Here is a 21,178-nt window from a genome sequence, read left to right as displayed (position 1 = left end):
CGACCATAATGGACCCGTGCCCGCCCGTGACGTCCCTCAGCCCGCGCGCGAGATCCGCATCAACCCCAGCATCCTGGCGGCGGACTTCGTCAACATGCAGACCGAGCTCGCCCGGATCGCCGCCGCGGACTTCGCGCACGTCGATGTCATGGACAACCATTTCGTGCCGAACCTCACCTTCGGCCCCCAGATGGTGGAGCGGATTCAGCAGACGAGCCCGATTCCGCTGGATGTGCACCTCATGATCGAGGACCCCGATCGCTGGGCCCCCGGTTACGCCGAGCTCGGCGCGGCGTCCGTGACCTTCCATCTCGAGGCGGCGCGCGACCCGATCGCCCTCGCCCGGCGACTGCGCGACATCGGCGCGCGCGCGGGTGTCGCGGTGAAGCCCGGGACACCGGCATCCGCTCTCGATGAGCTGTGGGGCGAGGTCGATCAGATCCTCGTCATGACCGTCGAACCCGGGTTCGGGGGCCAGTCCTTCATACCCGAGACGATGCCCAAGCTCCGCCTCCTCGCCGACGAAGCCGCGCGGCGCGGGTCGGCGGTCTGGCTGCAGGTGGACGGCGGGATCAGCGCCGCGACCATCGCGCAGGCGGCCGAAGCGGGAGCGGACACGTTCGTCGCCGGCTCGGCGGTCTTCGGCGCCGACGATCCGGGAGCGGCGATCGCGGCTCTTCGCGGCCAGGCCGCCGCGCACGCGCACTGACCACGGCGCCGGATCACCCTCCCGCGGCGCGCTACCCTTGCATGGTGAAGACGTTCGATGCGCTGTTCGATGAGCTCTCCGCCAAAGCGGCCGAGCGACCCGAAGGATCCGGGACCGTCGCGCAGCTGGACGCCGGTGTGCACGCGATCGGAAAGAAGATCGTCGAGGAGGCCGCCGAGGTGTGGATGGCGGCCGAGTACGAGTCGACCGATGCCGCTGCCGAGGAGATCTCGCAGCTGCTCTACCACCTGCAGGTCCTGATGCTCGCGAAGGGCCTCACCCTCGAGGACGTCTACCGACATCTCTGAGCGCTCCGTCCCACCGCTCACCCCCATCGAAAGTCCCGACATGCTGCGAATCGCCGTGCCGAACAAGGGCTCGCTCGCCGAGACCGCGTCCGAGATGCTCCAGGAGGCCGGGTACACCGGCCGCCGCGACCCGAAGGACCTCCACGTCCTCGATCCCGACAACGGCGTGGAGTTCTTCTACCTGCGCCCGAAGGACATCGCCACCTACGTCGGCTCCGGGGCGCTCGACGTCGGCATCACCGGTCGCGACCTGCTCCTGGATGCCCGGATGCCGGGCGCGCGCGAGATCGAATCCCTCGCCTTCGCGGGGTCGACCTTCCGCTTCGCCGCTCCGACCGGGACGTTCTCCGAGCTCTCGGACCTCGAGGGCAAGCGGGTGGCGACGTCGTATCCCGGACTCGTCGACGCGTTCCTCGACCGCCACGGGATCGCGGTGGACCTCGTGCCGTTGGACGGCGCGGTCGAGTCCGCGGTGCGGCTGGGAGTCGCGGATGCCGTCGCCGACGTCGTCGAGACCGGCACCACGCTCCGCCAGGCGGGGCTCGAGGTCTTCGGCCCTGTCATCCTGCGTTCCGAAGCGGTCCTCATCACGGGACCGAGCGACGCCGACGGGACCGAGACGCTCCTCCGCCGCCTGCGCGGAGTCCTCGTCGCGCGGCAGTACGTCCTCGTCGACTACGACCTCCCCGTGGCCCTGATCGATGACGCCGTGGCGCTCACGCCCGGCATCGAATCGCCGACCATCTCTCCGCTGCGAGACCCCGACTGGGTCGCCGTGCGGGTCATGGTGGCGCGCAAGAAGGTCAACCAGGCGATGGACGACCTCTACGCCCTTGGGGCGCGCGCGATCCTGGTGACCGCGATCGACAACGCGAGACTCTGATGAGCCTCGTCTGCCGCGTCATCCCGTGCCTCGACGTCGCCGGCGGCCGCGTGGTGAAAGGCGTGAACTTCCAGAACCTCCGCGACATGGGGGATCCGGTGGAGCTCGCCCGCGAGTACTTCCGGCAGGGCGCCGACGAGATCACCTTCCTCGACGTGACCGCGACCGTCGACGAGCGTGCGACGACGTACGACGTCGTGCGCCGCACCGCCGAGGAGGTCTTCATCCCGCTGACCGTCGGCGGGGGAGTGCGCTCCGTCGACGATGTCGCGCGTCTGCTCGCCGTGGGGGCCGACAAGATCGGCGTGAACTCGGCCGCCATCGCGCGCCCCGCGCTCCTCGACGAGATCGCCGACCGGTTCGGGGCCCAGGTCCTGGTCCTCTCCCTGGACGTCATGCGGCGCCCCGGGGGCCCGACCGACGAGATCCCCTCCGGGTTCGTGGTGACCACCCACGGCGGACGTACCGCGACCGACATCGACGCGCTCGCCTGGGCTCGCGAGGCCATCGAGCGGGGGGCCGGAGAGCTCCTGGTCAACTCGATCGACGCCGACGGTACGAGAGAGGGCTTCGACCTCGAGCTCGTCCGGCTCATGCGCGAGGCCTCGCGGGTGCCCGTCATCGCTTCTGGGGGCGCGGGAGCGGCCGAGCACTTCGGTCCGGCGATCGCCGCGGGGGCGGATGCCGTCCTCGCAGCGTCCGTGTTCCACACCGGTCAGCTCACGATCGGCGACGTCAAGCGCAGCATGGCCGGGCAGGGGATCGCCGTGCGCGAAAGCCTCCTCCCGGGGGAGTCCGCCGCATGAGCTACGTCGACCCCGGCGGCATTTCGGAGGACGCCGTCGCCGAGCGGATCTCCCGCGTGCGCTTCACCGCGGACGGCCTCGTCGCCGCCATCGTCCAGCAATGGGACACCCGCGAGGTCCTGATGCTCGGATGGATGGACGCCGAGGCTCTCCGCCGGACGCTGACGGAGGGTCGTGTGACCTTCTGGTCGCGCTCGCGCGGCGAGTACTGGCGGAAGGGCGACACGTCCGGTCACATCCAGCTCGTCCGCGGAGCGCGCCTCGACTGCGACGGCGACGCGATCCTCGTCGAGGTCGAGCAGGTGGGGGCCGCCTGCCACACCGGCCTGCGATCCTGCTTCGACACGCTCGACCTCGAACCCGCGCGCGGGCCGGAGACGGGCGCGTGACCGCGCGATCCCGTCTGATCAGCGTCCTGACGCTCCTCGCGTGCGGGGCCGTCGGCGTGATCTCCGCGACGCAGACCTGGTTCACGGTCCTCCTCGACGACGGAGCGGCCGAGCCCCTCCTCGTTCCCGGCGACGGCGCGCTGGCGCTCCTGACCCCCCTGAGCCTGACGGTCCTCGCCCTCGGCGGAGCGTTGTCGATCGTCGGGGTCGTCCTGCGGTACGTCTTCGGCGCGCTCACGGTCGTCATCGCGGTGCTCCTGGGTGCGCTGACGGCCGGCACCGCCTTCGCCACACCGATCTCGGCCGTGTCGGCGAGTGTCACCGAGGCGACCGGCATCACGGGGTCCCGGGCGGTGAGCGACCTCGTGGCCTCACTCACACCCACTCCTTGGCCCTTCATCACGCTGGTCGCTTGGGTGGTCCTCGCCGCCGGCGGCATCCTGATCCTGGTGACCGCGCGCCGATGGCGCAGCGCGGATCGCCGGTATCGTGCCGAGGGCGACGCGCCCGCACGGGCAGCGGGCGCGGACGACGCGCGACCGGCCGATGCGGCTCGGGACACGGCCATCGACTCGTGGGACGACCTGTCGCGCGGAGAAGACCCGACCGCCGACCGCTAGACTGAGAAAACCCGCGCTGACAGGAGGAACCCCCATGAGCAACGAGATCGGTGACCCCGGCCACGGCCACTCTCCCGCCGCCTGGACGGCCGTCACGATCATGCTCGTCGCGGTCGCGCTGGGCACACTGTTCTACTGGTTCGACATGCCGGTCCTGGTCTGGGCGTCGGCGGGTCTCCTCGTCGTGGGCCTCCTGACCGGCTGGATCATGGCCAAGGCCGGATACGGCGTGAACGGCACCAAGTACATCGCGAAAGAGCACTGAGCGTGCTCGCCGACCTCACGGCCGGCGCGGTGGAGGATGCAGAGGCGCGCGCACGCGCGACACCTCGGTCCGCGGTGGAGGCCGCCGCCCTCGCGCGTACCCCGGCTCTCGACGTCCTGGCGGCGCTCGCGCCGGACGATCGCGTCAAGATCATCGCCGAAGTCAAGCGCGCGAGTCCTTCGCGCGGCGACCTCGCGCTCATTCCCGACCCGGCGCTGCAGGCGCGACGGTATGAGGAAGGGGGAGCTGCTGCGATCTCCGTCCTCACGGAGGGACGCCGTTTCAAGGGGAGCCTGGCGGATCTGGAGGCGGTGCGCGGCGCGGTGGACCTCCCTGTCCTGCGGAAGGACTTCATCGCTGACGAGTACCAGGTGCTCGAAGCTCGAGCCGCCGGAGCAGATCTCGTCCTCCTCATCGTCGCCGCTCTCGATCAGCACACCCTCGCGCGGATCCACGCCTTCACCCGCGAGCTCGGTATGACCCCACTCGTGGAGACGCACTCGGCGGAGGAGGTCGATCGTGCGGTCGACCTCGGCGCCGACCTCATCGGTGTCAACGCCCGTGACCTGTCGACGTTCGAGTTGGACCGGGATCTCTTCGGCCGGCTGGTCGAGCGCATCCCCGCCGGGACGATCAAGATCGCCGAGTCCGCCGTCCTCACCCCGGCCGACGTCGCGCACTATCGCGCCGCGGGCGCGGACGTCGTCCTCATCGGCGAGGCGCTGGTCACCAGCGACCCCGTCACCACCCTGCGTGCCTTCCTCGAGGCGGGCGCGGACACCCTCCCCGGAGGAAGAGAGTCCTGATGAGTCTTCGCGAAGTGACCGGGCCGTTCTTCGGCGATTTCGGCGGGCGGTACATGCCCGAGTCCCTGATCGCGGCGATCGACGAACTGACGGAGGTCTACGACGCCGCGAAGGTCGACCCCGCCTTCCAGGCGGAATTCGTCGGCCTTCTCCACTCCTACGGCGGCCGCCCCTCGCCGATCACCGAGGTGCCGCGGTTCGCCGAGCACGCCGGCGGGGCGCGCATCTTCCTCAAGCGCGAGGACCTGAACCACACCGGTTCGCACAAGATCAACAACGTCATCGGCCAGGCGCTGCTGACCAAGCGCCTCGGCAAGACCCGCGTCATCGCCGAGACCGGCGCTGGCCAGCACGGCGTGGCCACCGCCACCGCCGCGGCGCTGTTCGGCTTCGACTGCACCGTGTACATGGGCGAGGTCGACACGCAGCGGCAGGCGTTGAACGTCGCGCGCATGCGCCTGCTCGGCGCCGAGGTGATCCCCGTCACGACGGGATCGCGCACCCTCAAGGACGCCATCAACGAGGCCTACCGCGACTGGGTCTCGAGCGTCGAGACCACGAACTACATCTTCGGCACGGCCGCCGGACCCCACCCGTTCCCGGCCATGGTCCGCGACTTCCAGAAGATCATCAGCGAAGAGGCACGCGCCCAGCTGCTCGAGGAGACGGGCCGGCTCCCCGACGCCGTCCTCGCGTGCGTCGGCGGAGGATCCAACGCGATCGGCATGTTCGATGCCTTCCTCGACGACGACGGCGTGAAGCTCTACGGCGTCGAGGCCGCCGGCGACGGTGTCGACACGCCGCGCCACGCCGCCTCGATCGGCCGGGGCCGGCCCGGAGTCCTCCACGGCGCGAAGACGTTCGTGCTGCAAGATGAGGACGGTCAGACCACGGAGTCGCACTCGATCTCCGCGGGGCTCGACTATCCCGGTGTCGGTCCCGAGCACGCGTGGCTGGCCGCCATCGGACGCGCGGAGTACATCCCCGCCACCGACGACGAGGCGATGCAGGCGCTCCGCCTCCTCTCCGAGACCGAAGGCATCATCCCCGCGATCGAATCCGCGCATGCCCTCGCCGGGGCTCTGCGCATCGGCCGCGAACTCGGCCCGGACGCCATTCTGGCCGTCAACCTCTCCGGGCGCGGTGACAAGGACATGGACACGGCGGCGAAGTACTTCGGCCTCTACGACGAGGGAGCATCCGAGTGACCTCGCGCGTGTCGGCGGCGCTCGACGCGGCCCGTGCAGAAGGCCGGGGTGCGCTCATCGGATACCTGCCCATCGGGTATCCCGACCTGCAGACCAGCATCGATGCGGCCGTCACGCTCGCGGAGAACGGCGTGGACATCCTGGAACTGGGTCCGCCGTATTCCGATCCGGTGATGGACGGGCTGGTGATCCAGGAGGCGACACAGGCGGCCCTCGCCGCGGGTTTCCGGCTGCGCGACACCTTCGAGGCCGTCCGCGAGATCACTCGACGCACCAGCGTGCCCGTCCTGGTGATGACGTATTGGAACCCGATCTACCAGTTCGGGATCGACCGGTTCGCCGATGGGCTCGCCGAGGCCGGCGGCGCGGGGCTCATCACTCCCGACATCACTCCGGATGCCGCAGAGGAGTGGATCCGCGCCAGCGAACGCACCGGTCTGGACCGGGTGTTCCTCGCGGCGCCCACCTCGACGGATGAGCGGTTGAAGATGATCGTCGAGGCGTCGACCGGATTCGTGTACACCGTGTCGACGATGGGCATCACCGGTGAGCGAGCCGACCTCGACGCCGCCGCCCGGAATCTGGTGTCGCGTCTGCGGGAGCACGGCGCCGCGCACGCGTGCGTCGGCATCGGAATCTCCAACGCCGATCACGTCGCCGGTGTCGTGGAGTACTCGGACGGCGCGATCGTCGGAACCGCTCTGGTCCGCGCGCTGCGCGACGGGGGACTGGAGTCCCTCGGCGAGACCGCGAGGGCCCTCTCCGCGGGCACCGCGCGCGCGTCGAACTAGACTGCACACGTCGGCGACGCGCCGGCATCCCCTCAGCAAGGACACTGCTCTTCATGATCACCGTCGCCGCGGGCGTCTTCGCCAGCATCCCGAGCCCATCGATCAGCTACATCGACCTCGGGCCCCTGCGCATCCACTTCTACGCGCTGTGCATCATCGCCGGCATCGTCGCGGCGGTACTGTGGACCAACGCCCGCCTCACCAAGCGCGGTGCGGAGCCCTGGGTCGTCATCGACATCGCGCTCCTGGCCGTCCCGCTCGCGATCGTCACCGCGCGGATCTATCACGTCCTCACGCACTGGGACTTCTACTTCGGTGAGGGACGCAACCCTCTCAGCGCGCTCTACATCTGGGAGGGCGGCATCGCCATCTACGGTGCGCTCATCGGCGGGGCCGTGGGCGCATGGCTCGGATGCCGGTGGACCGGCATCCGGTTCTGGACGTTCGCCGACGCGCTCGCCCCCGGACTCCTCCTGGCGCAGGCGATCGGTCGTTTCGGCAACTGGTTCAACCAGGAGCTCTACGGGCTCCCCACCGACCTGCCCTGGGGGCTGGAGATCGACTACCCCAACGCCGCGTGGCCGGTCGGGCTTCCGGAGGGCACGCTGTTCCACCCGACCTTCCTCTACGAGGTCATCTGGAACGTCGCGGGCGTCGTCGTGCTGGTGGCGGCAGGGCGGGCGCTGAAGCTCCAGTGGGGACGCCTGTTCGGCCTCTACCTCATCTGGTACAGCGCCGGCCGCATCGTGTGGGAGTCCATCCGCATCGACCCCAGCGAGATCATCCTGGGACTGCGTACGAACGTGTGGGCGGCCATCTTCGGTGTCGTCGTCGGCATCGCGATCATGATCGTGCAGAACCGCCGTCACCCCGGACGCGAGCCTTCGCCGTACGTTCCGGGTCGCGAATGGCACCCGGATGGGGCTGTACAATCGCAGGACACCGACGACTTCGTCGACGTCAGCGAACCGCCGACGTCCGAGCCGGTCGGGGGCAGCGCCACAAGCACACCCGCCACGAAATAGCGCTCACCGAACGACCCGCACAAGGCAGTTCATCGAGTCCCGGGCCGACGTCGTCCCATTTTGAGCATCAACGTGAGGACGGTTGGTATGGCATCGAGCCCCCGTCGCAACGCCCCCGAGGCGAGCACCCCGGCATCCGGGCTGTCCGGGTTCCCGCAGAAGCAGGGAATGTACAACCCGGACTTCGAGAAGGACGCGTGCGGTCTGGCGATGGTCGCCACCCTGCGCGGCGAACCCGGTCACGACATCGTCGACCTGGCGCTCACGGCGCTGCGGAACCTCGAGCACCGCGGCGCGATCGGCTCCGACGCCGGTACCGGCGATGGAGCGGGGATCCTCACGCAGATGCCGGACGCATTCCTCCGCGCGGTGGTGGACTTCGCCCTGCCGGCTGCGGGGGAGTACGCCGCCGGAATGGTGTTCCTGCCGCGTGACGACGACGCACGGGCGTCGCAGAAGGCGGGGATCGAGAAGGTCGCCGCGTCCGAGGGACTCACCGTCCTCGGCTGGCGCGAGGTCCCCACCGAGGACGACAACCTCGGCAAGCTCGCATTCGCCGCGCGTCCCGTCTTCGAGCAGCTGTTCGTCTCCCGCCCTGCCGTCGGCGATGCGCCGGCTCTCTCCGGAATCGACCTCGACCGCCGCACGTTCCGTCTGCGCAAGCGCGCGCGGACCGAGCTCGACGCGTACTTCGTGACGCTCTCCGCGCGCACCCTCGGCTACAAGGGCATGGTCACGACCCTGCAGCTCGAGCCGTTCTACCCGGACCTGCAGGACGAGCGCTTCGCGTCGGAACTCGCCGTCGTGCACTCCCGCTACTCCACGAACACGTTCCCGTCGTGGCCGCTCGCGCAGCCGCTGCGGATGCTCGCGCACAACGGCGAGATCAACACCGTCAAGGGCAACCGCAACTGGATGCGGGCGCGACAGTCGCAGCTGGAGTCCGACCTCCTCGGCCAGATCGACCCGTTGCTCCCCATCTGCACCCCCGGCGCCAGCGACTCGGCATCCTTCGACGAAGTGCTGGAGCTCCTGACCCTCACCGGGCGGAGCCTGCCGCACGCCGTGATGATGATGGTCCCCGAGGCCTATGAGAAGCAGGCCGATGTCGACCCCGACCTCCGCGCCTTCTACGAGTATCACTCCATGCAGATGGAGCCGTGGGACGGACCGGCGGCGCTGATCTTCACCGACGGCACCGTCGTCGGCTCGACCCTCGACCGCAACGGTCTGCGCCCGGGGCGCTGGACCGAGACGACCGACGGCCTCGTCGTCATCGGCAGCGAGACCGGAGTGTTGGACTTCGCCCCCGAGCGCATCAAGCGCCGCGGGCGCCTCCAACCCGGACGCATGTTCCTGGTCGACACTGCTCAGGGTCGCATCATCGAGGACGAGGAGATCAAGGGCGAGCTGGCGCGGCTCCACCCATGGCGCGAATGGCTGGACGCCGGTCGTGTGCGTCTGGCCGACCTCCCCGAACGCGAGCACATCGTGCACCCGATCGCGTCGATCACGCGTCGCCAGCGGACCTTCGGGTACACCGAGGAAGAGGTCCGGATCCTGCTCACCCCGATGGGGCAGACCGGTGCCGAGCCGCTCGGCGCCATGGGCAGTGACACCCCGGTGGCGGTCCTCAGCGAGCGCCCGCGTCTGCTCTTCGACTACTTCACGCAGCAGTTCGCGCAGGTGACCAACCCGCCCCTGGACTCCATCCGCGAAGAGGTCGTCACCTCCCTGTCGCTCGGTCTCGGGCCGGAGCGGAACCTGCTGGAGTGGGGGCCGGAGCACACTCGCACGGTGACCCTCGACTTCCCCGTGATCGACAACGATGAGCTGGCGAAGATCCAGCACATCGACACGGCGCTGCCGGGTCGGACGTCGGTGACCATCCGTGGTCTGTACCGCGTCGAGGCCGGGCACAAGGGCATGAAGAAGCGCCTCGAGCAGATGTGCGCCGAGGTCGACCAGGCCATCGAGGACGGGGCGGAGTTCATCGTCCTGAGCGACCGCGACTCCAACAAGGACCTCGCACCGATCCCGTCCCTGCTCATGCTCGCAGCCGTCCACCACCACCTCATCCGCAAGCAGACGCGAATGAAGTGCGGTCTGGTCGTCGAAGCGGGTGACGTCCGCGAGGTGCACCACGTCGCCACGCTCATCGGCTACGGCGCATCGGCGGTCAACCCGTATCTCGCGATGGAAACGGTCGAGTACCTCGTCCGCGCCGGCTTCATCACCGGTGTCACCCCGCAGAAGGCGGTGAAGAACCTCATCTACGCGCTCGGCAAGGGCGTGCTGAAGATCATGTCGAAGATGGGCATCTCCACCGTGTCCTCCTACGCCGGTGCGCAGGTCTTCGAGGCCGTGGGCCTGTCGGAGGACTTCGTCGACACGTACTTCACGGGCACCGAGTCCAAGCTCGGCGGCATCGGCCTGGACGTCATCGCGGCCGAAAACGCCTCGCGCCACGCCTACGCGTACCCCGAGGACGGCGCGGTGCGCGCGCACGAGCGCCTATGGACCGGCGGCGAGTACCAGTGGCGCCGGGACGGCGCACCGCACCTGTTCAACCCCGAGACGGTGTTCCGCCTCCAGCACGCCACTCGGACGCGCCGCTACGACATCTTCCGCGAGTACACGCGCATGGTCGACGACCAGGCGCAAGAGCTGAAGACCCTCCGCGGCCTGTTCCGGCTGCGCACCGAGGGCCGGACACCCGTGCCGCTGGACGAGGTCGAATCGGTGGCCTCCATCGTCAAGCGCTTCCAGACCGGAGCCATGAGCTACGGCTCGATCTCCAAGGAAGCTCACGAGACGCTGGCGATCGCGATGAACCGGATCGGCGGGAAGTCGAACACCGGCGAGGGCGGAGAAGACGTCGAGCGTCTCCTCGACCCGGAGCGTCGGAGCGCGATCAAGCAGGTCGCCTCCGGACGGTTCGGCGTCACGAGCCTGTACCTCACCGAGGCGGACGACATCCAGATCAAGCTCGCCCAGGGCGCCAAGCCCGGCGAAGGAGGTCAGCTCCCGCCCCAGAAGGTGTATCCGCAGATCGCCCGGACGCGAGGAGGAACCCCCGGTGTCGGTCTCATCTCGCCGCCTCCGCACCATGACATCTACTCGATCGAGGACCTCAAGCAGCTGATCTTCGACCTCAAGCGCGCCAACCCGGTCGCGCGGGTCCACGTGAAGCTCGTCAGCCAGTCGGGGATCGGCGCGGTCGCCGCCGGTACCGCCAAGGCGCTCGCCGACGTCATCCTCATCTCGGGGCACGACGGCGGCACCGGTGCGAGCCCGATGAACTCCCTCAAGCACGCGGGGACGCCCTGGGAGCTGGGTCTCGCCGAGACGCAGCAGACCCTCATGCTCAACGGCATGCGCGACCGGGTCGTCGTGCAGGTCGACGGTCAGCTCAAGACCGGTCGCGACGTCGTGATCGGCGCTCTGCTCGGCGCCGAGGAGTTCGGCTTCGCCACCGCGCCGCTGGTCGTATCCGGGTGCATCATGATGCGCGTCTGCCACTTGGACACGTGCCCGGTGGGCGTCGCCACGCAGAACCCGACCCTGCGTGCTCGCTTCACGGGCAAGCCCGAGTTCGTCGTGAACTTCATGGAGTTCGTGGCCGAAGAGGTGCGGGAGTACCTCGCGGCGCTGGGTTACCGCTCGCTCGACGAGATCATCGGCCACACCGAGCTCCTCGACATCGAGGGTGCCGTGGAGCACTGGAAGGCGAGCGGGCTGAACCTGGCCCCCGTTCTGGAGGGGCCGGCGTTCGCGGACTCCGAACCGCGCCGCAGCGGCCGGGCGCAGGATCACGAGCTCGACGAACACTTCGACATGCAGATCATCGAGCGGGCACAGGACGTCATCGCCCACGGCGGCCATCTTGTCGTGGACCTCCCGATCCGCAACACCGCGCGGGCGGTCGGCACGCTGCTCGGCCACCATGTCACGCGCGTGCAGGGGGAGAACGGGCTGCCGTCGGGAACGATCGAGGTGAACCTCACCGGCTCCGCCGGCCAGTCGTTCGGCGCCTTCATGCCGGCAGGGATCACCCTGCGGCTCGAGGGCGACTCCAACGACTACGTCGGCAAGGGGCTGTCTGGCGGACAGATCGTCGTCCGCCCGCCGCGCGCAGCGACCTTCGACGCCTCGAAGAACGTGATCGCGGGCAACGTGATCGGCTACGGCGCCACGCAGGGGACCATGTTCCTGCGCGGCGTGGTGGGGGAGCGCTTCTTCGTCCGCAACTCCGGTGCCACCGCCGTCGTCGAAGGTGTCGGCGACCACGCGCTCGAGTACATGACCGGCGGACTCGCCGTCATCCTCGGCGCGACCGGGCGCAACCTCGGGGCCGGTATGTCGGGAGGAACCGCATACGCGTACAAGCTCGATGAGGCATTGGTGAATCGCGAGGCGCTGGCGAGCGGAGAGCTCGAACTCGGTCCGCTGGGCTCCGGCGACGCCGAGATCCTCCGCGACCTGCTGCAGCAGCATGTCGCCGAAACCGACTCGACCCTCGCCGCGGCGATGCTCGCGGACTTCGAGACCGAACTGGACAACTTCGTCCGTGTCATGCCGCGCGACTACGCCGCGGTTCTGCAGACCCGCCAGGCGGCGGCCGCCGAGGGGCTGGACCCCGACGGCGACGTCGTCTGGAGCCGCATCCTGGAGGTGACCGGTGGCTGATCCCAAAGGCTTTCTGAAAGTCACCGACCGAGAGCTGCCCCCGCGGCGGCCCGTGCCGGTGCGCATCATGGACTGGAAAGAGGTCTATGAGCCGGGTGACAGCGCGGTCCTCCGCCGTCAGGCGGGTCGGTGCATGGACTGCGGCGTGCCGTTCTGCCATCAGGGCTGCCCGTTGGGGAACCTCATCCCCGAGTGGAACGACCTCACGTGGCGTGGCGAGGGACGCGCGGCGATCGAGCGCCTCCACGCCACGAACAACTTCCCCGAGTTCACCGGGCGTCTGTGCCCGGCACCGTGCGAGAGCTCGTGCGTCCTGGGGATCAATCAGCCGCCGGTGACCATCAAGCAGGTCGAGGTGTCGATCATCCACGAGGCCTTCACCCGAGGCTGGGTGGAGCCCGAGCCGCCGGGTCGCCTGACCGGGAAGACCGTCGCCGTGGTCGGTTCCGGCCCCGCTGGACTTGCCGCCGCCCAGCAGCTGACGCGCGCCGGCCACACCGTGGCCGTGTACGAGCGCGACGACCGAATCGGCGGACTCCTCCGGTACGGCATCCCCGACTTCAAGATGGAGAAGCGTCACCTCGAGTCCCGGCTGCGGCAGATGCAGGACGAGGGCACGCGGTTCCGCGCCGGCGTCGAGGTCGGCCGTGACATCTCGTGGAGCGACCTGCGTGCCCGGTACGACGCGGTCGTGGTCGCGACCGGAGCGACGCTTCCCCGGGAGCTCGCGATCCCGGGGCGCGACCTGGACGGCATCCATTTCGCCATGGAGTACCTCGTCGAGTCGAACCGCGCCGTGGCGGGAGATGCCCCGGCCAACCAGATCCTCGCCGAAGGCAAGCACGTCGTCGTCATCGGCGGCGGTGACACCGGTGCGGACTGCATCGGCACCGCGCACCGCCAGGGCGCGCTCAGCGTGACCAACCTCGCCATCGGACGGCGCCCTCCCGAGGAGCGCCCGGAGAACCAGCCCTGGCCGATGAGCCCGACGCTGTTCGAGATCGCCTCCGCGCACGAAGAAGGCGGCGAGCGCAGCTACCTCGCCTCGACGGTGGAGTTCCTGGGCAACGACGTCGGCGAGGTCCGCGCGCTGCGCGTGGCCGAGACCGAGTTCGTCGACGGTCGCCGCGTGCCCAAGAGCGGCACGGAGCGCGAGATCCCCGCCGACCTCGTGCTTATCGCGATGGGCTTCACCGGCCCCGAGCGGACGCACCTCGAAGAGCAGCTGGGTGCGCAGTTCACCGACCGCGGAAACGTCCACCGCGAGAACGACTACCAGACCACCGCTCCCGGCGTGTTCGTCGCCGGCGACGCCGGCCGCGGCCAGTCGTTGATCGTGTGGGCCATCGCCGAGGGTCGCGCCGCCGCGGCGCACGTCGACCGCTTCCTCATGGGGGAGACCGAGCTGCCCGCCCCGGTCGGACCGCATGATGTCGCGATCGGTCTGCAGCCCGCGTAGGCTGGCCCCGGCACTTCGCCCCCTACCCACCCGGAGAATCCACGGATGAGACGCGCCAAGATCGTCGCCACGCTGGGTCCGGCCACATCGTCGTACGAGATGGTTCGCGCCATCATCGACGCCGGTGTGGACGTCGCCCGCTTCAACCTGAGCCACGGGGACTACTCGGTCCACGACAACAACTTCGCCAACGTGCGCAAGGCCGCAGAGGATGCCGGCCGCGCGGTCGCCGCCCTCGTCGACCTGCAGGGCCCGAAGATCCGCCTCGGGCGGTTCGAGAACGGTCCGCACGAGCTCGCACCCGGCGACATCTTCAAGATCACGGTCGAGGACATCCCCGGCACCAAGGAGATCGTCTCGACGACCTTCAAGGGCCTGCCGCAGGACGTCAAGCCCGGCGACTTCCTCCTCATCGACGACGGTAAGGTCCGCGTCGAGGTCGTCGAGACCGACGGCACGGTCGTCACCACCAAGGTGATCGTCGGCGGCCCCGTCTCGAACAACAAAGGCATCAACCTCCCCGGCGTCGCCGTCAACGTCCCCGCCCTGTCGGAGAAGGATGAGGCCGACCTGCGCTGGGGCCTGCGGGCAGGGGCGGATCTCATCGCCCTGTCGTTCGTGCGGGACGCCAAGGATATCCAGCGCGTCCACGAGATCATGGCGGAGGAGGGCGTCCGCGTCCCCGTCATCGCCAAGATCGAGAAGCCGCAGGCGGTCGACAATCTCGAGGAGATCATCGACGCCTTCGACGGCATCATGGTCGCCCGCGGCGACCTGGGCGTGGAGCTCCCGCTCGAGGCCGTCCCGATCGTGCAGAAGCGTGCGGTGGAACTCTGCCGCCGCATGGCCAAGCCGGTCATCGTCGCGACCCAGATGCTCGAGTCGATGATCAGCAGCCCCGTCCCCACCCGGGCCGAGACCAGCGACGTCGCCAACGCCGTCCTCGACGGTGCCGACGCGGTGATGCTGTCCGGTGAGACCAGCGTCGGGGCGTACCCCGTCGTGGTGGTCGAGACCATGGCCCGCATCATCGCCTCCACCGAGGAGCACGGTCTCGAGCGCATCGCGCCGCTCACGACGAAGCCCCGCACGCAGGGTGGTGCGATCACCCTGGCGGCGATGGAGGTCGCGGAGTTCGTCGACGCGAAGTATCTGTGCCTGTTCACCGAGTCCGGTGACACGGCGCGGCGCATGTCGCGTCTGCGCCCGAACATCCCGATCCTCGGGTTCGCGCCGGACCCGGCGATCCGTCGTCGCATGGCCCTCACCTGGGGTGTGCAGTCGACGCTCGTCGAGCACGTCGCCCACACCGACCTGATGTTCATCCAGGTGGACAACTACCTCCTCGACAACAAGCTCGCCGAGGTCGGCGACAAGGTCGTCGTGATCTCCGGATCCCCTCCCGGGATCATCGGGTCCACCAACGACATCCGCATCCACAAGGTCGGTGACGCCGTCAACGGCAACGCGCCCATCTACAAAGCAGAAGCGTGAGACACGACGACGCGGCCGCCGGTTCTCCGGCGGCCGCGTCGTCGTTCTCGGCGTGACGACTCAGGAGACGTGAGAAGGCCGCAACCCTGGCGGGTCGCGGCCTCCGGCACGTGCCGGTGGTGGGAGTCGAACCCACACGCCCTCGCGGGCAACCGAGTTTGAGTCGGTCGCGTCTGCCATTCCGCCACACCGGCTGGTCCGCGAACGACCATACCGTAGGATTCAATGGTGACTGAGCAGGAAACCACCACGGCACCCACCCCCCGTCGCGTCGTCGTCGCAGAGGATGAGTCGCTCATCCGACTCGACATCGTCGAGATCCTCCGCGACAACGGTTTCGACGTGGTCGGCGAGGCCGGTGACGGGGAGACCGCCGTGGCCCTTGCCACCGAGCTGCGTCCCGACCTCGTCATCATGGACGTCAAGATGCCTCAGCTCGACGGCATCTCCGCCGCCGAGAAGCTGAGCAAGAACCACATCGCCCCGGTCGTGCTGCTGACCGCCTTCAGCCAGAAGGAGCTCGTCGAGCGTGCGAGCGAGGCTGGAGCCCTTGCATACGTCGTGAAGCCCTTCACCCCGAACGATCTCCTCCCGGCGATCGAAATCGCCCTGGCCCGCTACGAGCAGATCATCACGCTCGAGACCGAGGTCGCCGACATGGTCGAGCGCTTCGAGACCCGCAAGCTCGTCGATCGGGCCAAGGGGCTGCTGAACGAGAAGATGGGTCTGTCGGAGCCGGAGGCGTTCCGCTGGATCCAGAAGGCATCGATGGACCGCCGCCTGACGATGCAGGACGTCGCGAAGGCGATCATCGAGCAGCTGGCTCCCAAGAAGGGCTGATCAGCCCGCGAGGTCGCGGATCATGTTCGTGATTCGGACCGTGGAGCAACGCCGGCCATCGTCGTCGCGCACGACGATTTCGTGCACAGTGAGGGTTCGTCCGGCGTGCAGGGGGATGCACTCACCGGTGACCCACCCGCGGGTCGCCGAGCGGGTATGGGTGGCGTTGATGTCCACGCCGACGGCCAGTCGCCCGGGGCCGGCGAGGAAGTTCGCGTGCATCGAGCCGAGCGACTCCCCGAGGACGACGTAGCCTCCGCCGTGGAAGAGGCCCACCGGCTGCGTGTTGCCCTCGACCGGGATCCTCGCCACGGCGCGATCCGCCGTGAACGTCACCCACTCGAACCCCATCTTCTCGGCGAGGGCGCCGATCCCTCGGCTGAGCGCCCACTCCAGGCCGTCGTCACGGGGTGAGTCTGCGGTCATCACGACGCCTTCCGTCTGCGGAGAATCGGCCGTCGGATGCCCCGTCTAGGCTTGCAGGGTGACGGACTCCGCAAAGCCTACCCTCCTCGTCGTCGACGGCCATTCGCTGGCATACCGGGCCTTCTACGCGCTGCCGGTCGACAACTTCTCGACCAAAGACGGTCAACACACCAACGGCATCTACGGCTTCCTGTCGATGCTGGTGAACCTCATCAAGGCCGAGCGCCCGACGCACCTCGCCGTGGCCTTCGACACTTCGCGACAGTCGTTCCGGACCCGTGAGTACCCCGAGTACAAAGCGAACCGTTCGGAGACCCCGGCGGAGTTCAAGGGGCAGATTCCGCTCCTGCAGGAATGTCTCGCCGCCATGAGCATCCCGGTGCTCCAGCAGGAGGACATCGAGGCCGACGACATCCTCGCCACCCTCGCCGCCGAGGGCGCGGCGGCAGGCTTCCACGTCCTCGTGTGCTCGGGCGACCGCGACACCATCCAGTTAGTCAACGACGACGTGACCCTGCTCTATCCGAACGTTCAGGGTGTCTCCCAGCTGAAGCGCTACGACCGCGAGGCGGTCATCGAGCGATACGGCGTCCCGCCCGAGCAGTACCCCGACATCGCAGCGCTCGTCGGCGAGACGAGCGACAACCTCCCCGGTGTGCCGAAGGTGGGGGAGAAGACCGCGGTGAAGTGGCTCACCCAGTTCGGTTCGCTCGACGCCCTCCTCGACGGCGCCGACACCATCAAGGGTGTCGTCGGCGGGAACCTGCGCGAGCACCTCGACGACGTGCGCCGCAACCGGATGCTGAACCGTCTCATGCGCGACGTCGAGCTTCCCGTGACGCCCGCCGACCTCGCCGTCCAGCCGATGGACGCTCAGGCGGTGCGCGACATCTTCGCGCGGCTGGAGTTCCGCACCCTTCTCCCGCGGGTGTTCGAGGTCGCGGGCCTCGACCCGTCGATGGGAACGGCCCCGGCCGCCGACGCGGAGCCCCTCCCGGCGTCGCCCACCATGGATGTCGGCGCGGTGACGGAGTGGCTCGCCGCCGCCGAAGGCGTCATCGGTGTGACGGTGATCGTCCAAGGCGGTCTGCCGCACCGCATCGGCTTGGCCACGACGTCTGCCGCCGTCGAGGCGGACTGGTCCCACGATCTCGCGGACGGTCTCCGCGACTGGTTCGCGAGCGAGACCCCGAAGGCGTTCAGCGACGCCAAGACGCAGATCAAGGCGCTGCGCCGCGCCGGGATCACAGTGACGAACCTGGCGTTCGACACCGTCATCGCCGGGTGGCTTCTGCGCCCGAGTCTCCCCGACAAGACCCTCGCCGACCTCGTCGACCGCTATCTCGACGAGAAGCTCCCCGAAGCCGATCCATCGCAACTGGTTCCCGAGAACGAGGGAGCGACTCCCGGTCAGCTCTCCTGGTTCACCCTGCGGGTCGCCGATGCCCTGCGCGCCGAGTTGCCGGCATCCGTGGCCTCGGTGCTCACCGACATCGAGCTGCCGACCCTGTCGACCCTCGCCGACATGGAGCTCGCGGGTGTGGCGGTGTCGCACGAGAAGCTTTCGGGTTTCTCCGCGGAACTCGCCGCGCGCGCCGACGGTATCGCCCAGCAGGCGTACGCGGCCATCGGGCGCGAAGTGAATCTCGGCTCGCCGAAGCAGCTGCAGGAAGTGCTCTTCGATGAGCTCGAGCTTCCGAAGACCCGGAAGACCAAGACCGGGTACTCCACGGATGCGGCCGTCCTCGCAGATCTGCAGGAATCCCACCCGCATCCCTTCCTCAGCCTTCTCCTGCAGCACCGGGAGGCGACGAAGCTCCGCCAGATCATCGAGTCCCTCGACGGCGCCATCGCCACCGACGGCCGCATCCACACGACGTACGTCCAGACCGGGAGCCAAACCGGTCGTCTGAGTTCGACCGACCCCAACCTGCAGAACATCCCCATCCGCACCGATGAGAGTCGCCGCATCCGCGCCGCGTTCGAGGTCGGTGAAGGGTACGAGTCGCTGTTGACCGCGGACTACTCGCAGATCGAGATGCGCATCATGGCGCACCTGTCGGAGGACCCGGGCCTCATCGAGGCGTTCCGGTCGGGCGAAGACCTGCATCGATTCGTCGGTGCCCGCGTGTTCGCGGTCGCTCCGGAAGAGGTGACCCCTGCGATGCGCACGAAGGTCAAGGCCATGTCCTACGGTCTGGTCTACGGACTGTCGGCGTTCGGGTTGTCCAAGCAGCTGCGCATCGAGCAGTCGGAGGCGAAACAGCTGATGATGGAATACTTCGCGCGCTTCGGCGCGGTGCGCGACTACCTCCGGTCCTCGGTCGAACAGGCCCGGATCGACGGCTACACGGAGACGATCTTCGGTCGTCGCCGGCCCTTCCCCGATCTCGCGAGCCCGAACCGCGTCCTTCGCGAGAATGCGGAGCGCGCCGCGCTGAACGCCCCGATCCAGGGGAGTGCCGCCGACATCATGAAGATCGCGCTGTTCCGCATCCACGAGGAGCTGATGAGCCAGGGCCTCGGTTCGCGCGTGCTTCTGCAGATCCACGACGAGCTCGTCGTGGAGGTCGCCGCGGGGGAGTGGGATCGGGTCGAGGAGATCGTGCGGGTCCGGATGGCGGATGCTGCGGACCTCACCGTTCCGCTGGACGTGCAGATCGGGCGGGGCGGGGACTGGGACACCGCCGGGCACTGAGTCGGGAACGTCCACGCGGCGTGGGCGGCTGGCGCGGTCGCACGCGCCTGCCTAGGCTCGAATCCATGACTGAGAACTCCCGGACGCCCACGCCGATCGACACGATCGCCGACGCGTGGGTCGACACCATCGCCGAGCTGGAACCGACCGTCGCGACCTACATCGGTCGATTCGAGCACAACGGCCGGTACGGCGACTACAGCCCCGAGGGACACGACCGGGTCGTGGCCGCCGCGCGGTCCACGCTTGCGGACCTCACCGCCGCGGAGCCCGTCGACGACATCGACCGCGTGACGAAGGCCGACCTCTCGCGAGAGCTCGAGCTCGACCTGGAGCTCGCCGACGCCCACTGGCACCTGCGCGACCTCAACGTCATCGCTTCGCCGGCACAGGACATCCGCGCCGTCTTCGATCTGATGCCCACCGACACGCCCGAGGACTGGTCGGTCATCTCGGAGCGGCTCGGCGCGCTCCCCGCCGCGATCGAGGGATACGTCGCGACGCTCCGCGAAGGTGCGGCGCGCGGCGTCGTCCCGGCGCGACGACAGGTCGTCGAGGTCGCGGCCCAGATCGCGCGGTACACCGACGACTCCGGCTTCTTCGCCGAGTTCACCGCGGAGGCTGCGCCGGCGGAAGGGCAGCTCCCCGCATCCCTCGCGCGTGATCTCGCCGATCGCGCGGGCGCCGCGCGGGTCGCCTATGACACGCTCGCCGCCTACCTCACCTCGGAGCTCGCTCCCGTCGCCGAAGAGAAGGACGCCGTCGGACGCGACCTCTACGCCCTCCACTCCCGCCGATTCCTCGGTGCGGAGATCGATCTCGACGAGACCTACGAGTGGGGTGTCGAGGAGCTCGCGCGCATGGTCGCGGAGCAGGAGTCGATCGCGAACGAGATCCTGCCCGGGGCGAGCGTCGAGGAGGCGGTGGCCTTCCTCGAGAAGGACGACGCGCGCAAGCTCCACGGCACGGCGCAGCTCCAGGAATGGATGCAGCGGGTCAGCGATCGCGCGGTCGAGGAGCTGGGGCGGACGCACTTCGACATCGCCGATCCGATCCGCAAGCTCGAATGCATGATCGCCCCGACCAAGGAAGGCGGCATCTACTACACCGGACCGACGGACGACTTCTCGCGACCGGGACGCATGTGGTGGTCGGTTCCGGAGGGGGTCGAGGAGTTCGACACCTGGCGGGAACTGACGACGGTCTACCACGAGGGCGTTCCGGGACACCACCTCCAGATCGCGCAGGCGGTGTACAACCGCGGCCAGTTGAACTCCTGGCGCCGGCTTCTCGCGGGAACGTCCGGTCACGCGGAGGGGTGGGCGCTGTACGCCGAACGCCTGATGGAGCAGCTGGGCTACCTCGATGACCCCGCCGATCGCCTGGGCATGCTCGATGGGCAGCGCATGCGCGCCGCGCGCGTCGCGCTCGACATCGGCGTCCACCTCGAGAAGCAGCGTCCGGACGGTGCGGCCGCCTGGGATGCGCCGTTCGCGCTGGAGTTCATGCGCCAGAACGTGAACATGCCCGCCGAGTTCGTGCGCTTCGAGGTCAACCGCTACCTCGGGTGGCCAGGGCAGGCGCCGTCCTACAAGGTGGGACAGCGCATCTGGGAGCAGCTGCGCGACGATGTCGCCGAGCGCGAGGGATCGGAGTTCTCGATCAAGGACTTCCACAAGCGCGCGCTCGACGTCGGGGGTGTCGGTCTGGACACTCTGCGCGAGGCGCTGGCCCGCTGATCGGCGAACCTGCGACGTAGCGG

The 21,178-nt window shown here is 68.9% G+C and carries 18 protein-coding genes and 1 tRNA gene; 17 read left to right on the top strand and 2 right to left on the bottom strand.

Going from position 1 to position 21,178, the window contains the following annotated elements:
* The first annotated feature begins 16 nt into the window (after positions 1 to 16).
* From rpe to pyk, 14 genes are all read left to right on the top strand, one after another.
* The gene (rpe, locus tag AB0O93_RS05705; protein WP_363341362.1) at positions 17 to 709 is read left to right on the top strand and encodes a ribulose-phosphate 3-epimerase; all 693 of its coding nucleotides are present in this window, start codon (positions 17 to 19) and stop codon (positions 707 to 709) included.
* Between the two features lie 44 nt (positions 710 to 753).
* A complete protein-coding gene (locus AB0O93_RS05700) occupies positions 754 to 1,017 on the top strand; it encodes a phosphoribosyl-ATP diphosphatase (RefSeq protein ID WP_363341360.1) in 264 nt (87 codons plus the stop codon).
* 40 nt (positions 1,018 to 1,057) lie between these two features.
* Positions 1,058 to 1,900, top strand: coding sequence for an ATP phosphoribosyltransferase (hisG, locus tag AB0O93_RS05695; protein WP_310891723.1), 843 nt, complete (start codon positions 1,058 to 1,060; stop codon positions 1,898 to 1,900).
* On the top strand, positions 1,900 to 2,706 hold the full coding sequence (gene hisF / locus AB0O93_RS05690) for an imidazole glycerol phosphate synthase subunit HisF (protein ID WP_363341357.1): 807 nt from the start codon (positions 1,900 to 1,902) through the stop codon (positions 2,704 to 2,706). The genes hisG and hisF overlap by 1 nt, the downstream gene beginning before the upstream one ends.
* Entirely contained in the window at positions 2,703 to 3,095 is a 393-nt protein-coding gene (gene hisI / locus AB0O93_RS05685) for a phosphoribosyl-AMP cyclohydrolase (protein ID WP_363341355.1), read from the top strand. The genes hisF and hisI overlap by 4 nt, the downstream gene beginning before the upstream one ends.
* Positions 3,092 to 3,715: a Trp biosynthesis-associated membrane protein gene (locus AB0O93_RS05680; RefSeq protein WP_363341353.1), complete on the top strand. Its 624-nt coding sequence runs from the start codon at positions 3,092 to 3,094 to the stop codon at positions 3,713 to 3,715. The genes hisI and AB0O93_RS05680 overlap by 4 nt, the downstream gene beginning before the upstream one ends.
* Positions 3,716 to 3,749: 34 nt before the next feature.
* Positions 3,750 to 3,980 carry a DUF6704 family protein gene (locus AB0O93_RS05675; protein WP_053547452.1) on the top strand — a complete coding sequence of 77 codons (231 nt, stop codon included), beginning with the start codon at positions 3,750 to 3,752 and terminating at the stop codon, positions 3,978 to 3,980.
* 2 nt (positions 3,981 to 3,982) lie between these two features.
* A complete protein-coding gene (trpC, locus tag AB0O93_RS05670) occupies positions 3,983 to 4,786 on the top strand; it encodes an indole-3-glycerol phosphate synthase TrpC (RefSeq protein WP_363341351.1) in 804 nt (267 codons plus the stop codon).
* On the top strand, positions 4,786 to 5,994 hold the full coding sequence (trpB, locus tag AB0O93_RS05665; RefSeq protein ID WP_363341349.1) for a tryptophan synthase subunit beta: 1,209 nt from the start codon (positions 4,786 to 4,788) through the stop codon (positions 5,992 to 5,994). Before trpC ends, trpB begins: the two co-directional genes overlap by 1 nt.
* Positions 5,991 to 6,785 carry a tryptophan synthase subunit alpha gene (gene trpA, locus AB0O93_RS05660; RefSeq protein WP_363341347.1) on the top strand — a complete coding sequence of 265 codons (795 nt, stop codon included), beginning with the start codon at positions 5,991 to 5,993 and terminating at the stop codon, positions 6,783 to 6,785. The genes trpB and trpA overlap by 4 nt, the downstream gene beginning before the upstream one ends.
* Before the next feature lie 53 nt (positions 6,786 to 6,838).
* The gene (gene lgt, locus AB0O93_RS05655) at positions 6,839 to 7,810 is read left to right on the top strand and encodes a prolipoprotein diacylglyceryl transferase (protein ID WP_363341345.1); all 972 of its coding nucleotides are present in this window, start codon (positions 6,839 to 6,841) and stop codon (positions 7,808 to 7,810) included.
* Positions 7,811 to 7,978: 168 nt separating this feature from the next.
* Positions 7,979 to 12,499, top strand: a complete 4,521-nt coding sequence (gltB, locus tag AB0O93_RS05650) for a glutamate synthase large subunit (RefSeq protein WP_363341863.1) — start codon at positions 7,979 to 7,981, stop codon at positions 12,497 to 12,499.
* Positions 12,492 to 13,958, top strand: a complete 1,467-nt coding sequence (locus AB0O93_RS05645; protein WP_363341343.1) for a glutamate synthase subunit beta — start codon at positions 12,492 to 12,494, stop codon at positions 13,956 to 13,958. The genes gltB and AB0O93_RS05645 overlap by 8 nt, the downstream gene beginning before the upstream one ends.
* A gap of 45 nt (positions 13,959 to 14,003) precedes the next feature.
* Positions 14,004 to 15,452 carry a pyruvate kinase gene (gene pyk / locus AB0O93_RS05640; protein ID WP_363341341.1) on the top strand — a complete coding sequence of 483 codons (1,449 nt, stop codon included), beginning with the start codon at positions 14,004 to 14,006 and terminating at the stop codon, positions 15,450 to 15,452.
* Between the two features lie 111 nt (positions 15,453 to 15,563).
* Here the strand turns inward: pyk and AB0O93_RS05635 are convergent.
* A tRNA-Leu gene (locus AB0O93_RS05635) sits at positions 15,564 to 15,646 on the bottom strand.
* Positions 15,647 to 15,680: 34 nt separating this feature from the next.
* Here AB0O93_RS05635 and AB0O93_RS05630 point away from each other — a divergent pair.
* A complete protein-coding gene (locus AB0O93_RS05630) occupies positions 15,681 to 16,292 on the top strand; it encodes a response regulator (RefSeq protein ID WP_053547513.1) in 612 nt (203 codons plus the stop codon).
* On the opposite strand, the gene AB0O93_RS05625 is transcribed toward AB0O93_RS05630, so the two are convergent.
* Entirely contained in the window at positions 16,293 to 16,718 is a 426-nt protein-coding gene (locus AB0O93_RS05625; protein ID WP_363341338.1) for a hotdog fold thioesterase, read from the bottom strand.
* A 58-nt stretch (positions 16,719 to 16,776) separates the two neighbouring features.
* On the opposite strand from AB0O93_RS05625, the gene polA reads away from it, so the two are divergent.
* Entirely contained in the window at positions 16,777 to 19,416 is a 2,640-nt protein-coding gene (gene polA / locus AB0O93_RS05620) for a DNA polymerase I (RefSeq protein WP_363341336.1), read from the top strand.
* A gap of 65 nt (positions 19,417 to 19,481) precedes the next feature.
* The gene (locus tag AB0O93_RS05615; RefSeq protein WP_363341334.1) at positions 19,482 to 21,155 is read left to right on the top strand and encodes a DUF885 domain-containing protein; all 1,674 of its coding nucleotides are present in this window, start codon (positions 19,482 to 19,484) and stop codon (positions 21,153 to 21,155) included.
* The last annotated feature ends 23 nt before the right edge of the window (positions 21,156 to 21,178 follow it).

Source organism: Microbacterium sp. NPDC077184 (assembly GCF_040687055.1).
In the GTDB taxonomy this organism is placed as follows: Bacteria; Actinomycetota; Actinomycetes; order Actinomycetales; family Microbacteriaceae; genus Microbacterium.
The sequence above is the reverse complement of the archived record's forward strand: the minus strand, read 5'-3'. Positions and strand labels throughout refer to the sequence as shown.

Coding starts and splice junctions, on each gene's coding strand:
- trpB (WP_363341349.1), top strand. CDS start 4,786: ATGAGTCTTCGCGAAGTGACCGGGCCGTTCTTCGGCGATTTCGGCGGG.
- pyk (WP_363341341.1), top strand. CDS start 14,004: ATGAGACGCGCCAAGATCGTCGCCACGCTGGGTCCGGCCACATCGTCG.
- lgt (WP_363341345.1), top strand. CDS start 6,839: ATGATCACCGTCGCCGCGGGCGTCTTCGCCAGCATCCCGAGCCCATCG.
- hisG (WP_310891723.1), top strand. CDS start 1,058: ATGCTGCGAATCGCCGTGCCGAACAAGGGCTCGCTCGCCGAGACCGCG.
- gltB (WP_363341863.1), top strand. CDS start 7,979: ATGTACAACCCGGACTTCGAGAAGGACGCGTGCGGTCTGGCGATGGTC.
- hisF (WP_363341357.1), top strand. CDS start 1,900: ATGAGCCTCGTCTGCCGCGTCATCCCGTGCCTCGACGTCGCCGGCGGC.
- hisI (WP_363341355.1), top strand. CDS start 2,703: ATGAGCTACGTCGACCCCGGCGGCATTTCGGAGGACGCCGTCGCCGAG.
- AB0O93_RS05625 (WP_363341338.1), bottom strand. CDS start 16,718: ATGACCGCAGACTCACCCCGTGACGACGGCCTGGAGTGGGCGCTCAGC.
- AB0O93_RS05615 (WP_363341334.1), top strand. CDS start 19,482: ATGACTGAGAACTCCCGGACGCCCACGCCGATCGACACGATCGCCGAC.
- AB0O93_RS05675 (WP_053547452.1), top strand. CDS start 3,750: ATGAGCAACGAGATCGGTGACCCCGGCCACGGCCACTCTCCCGCCGCC.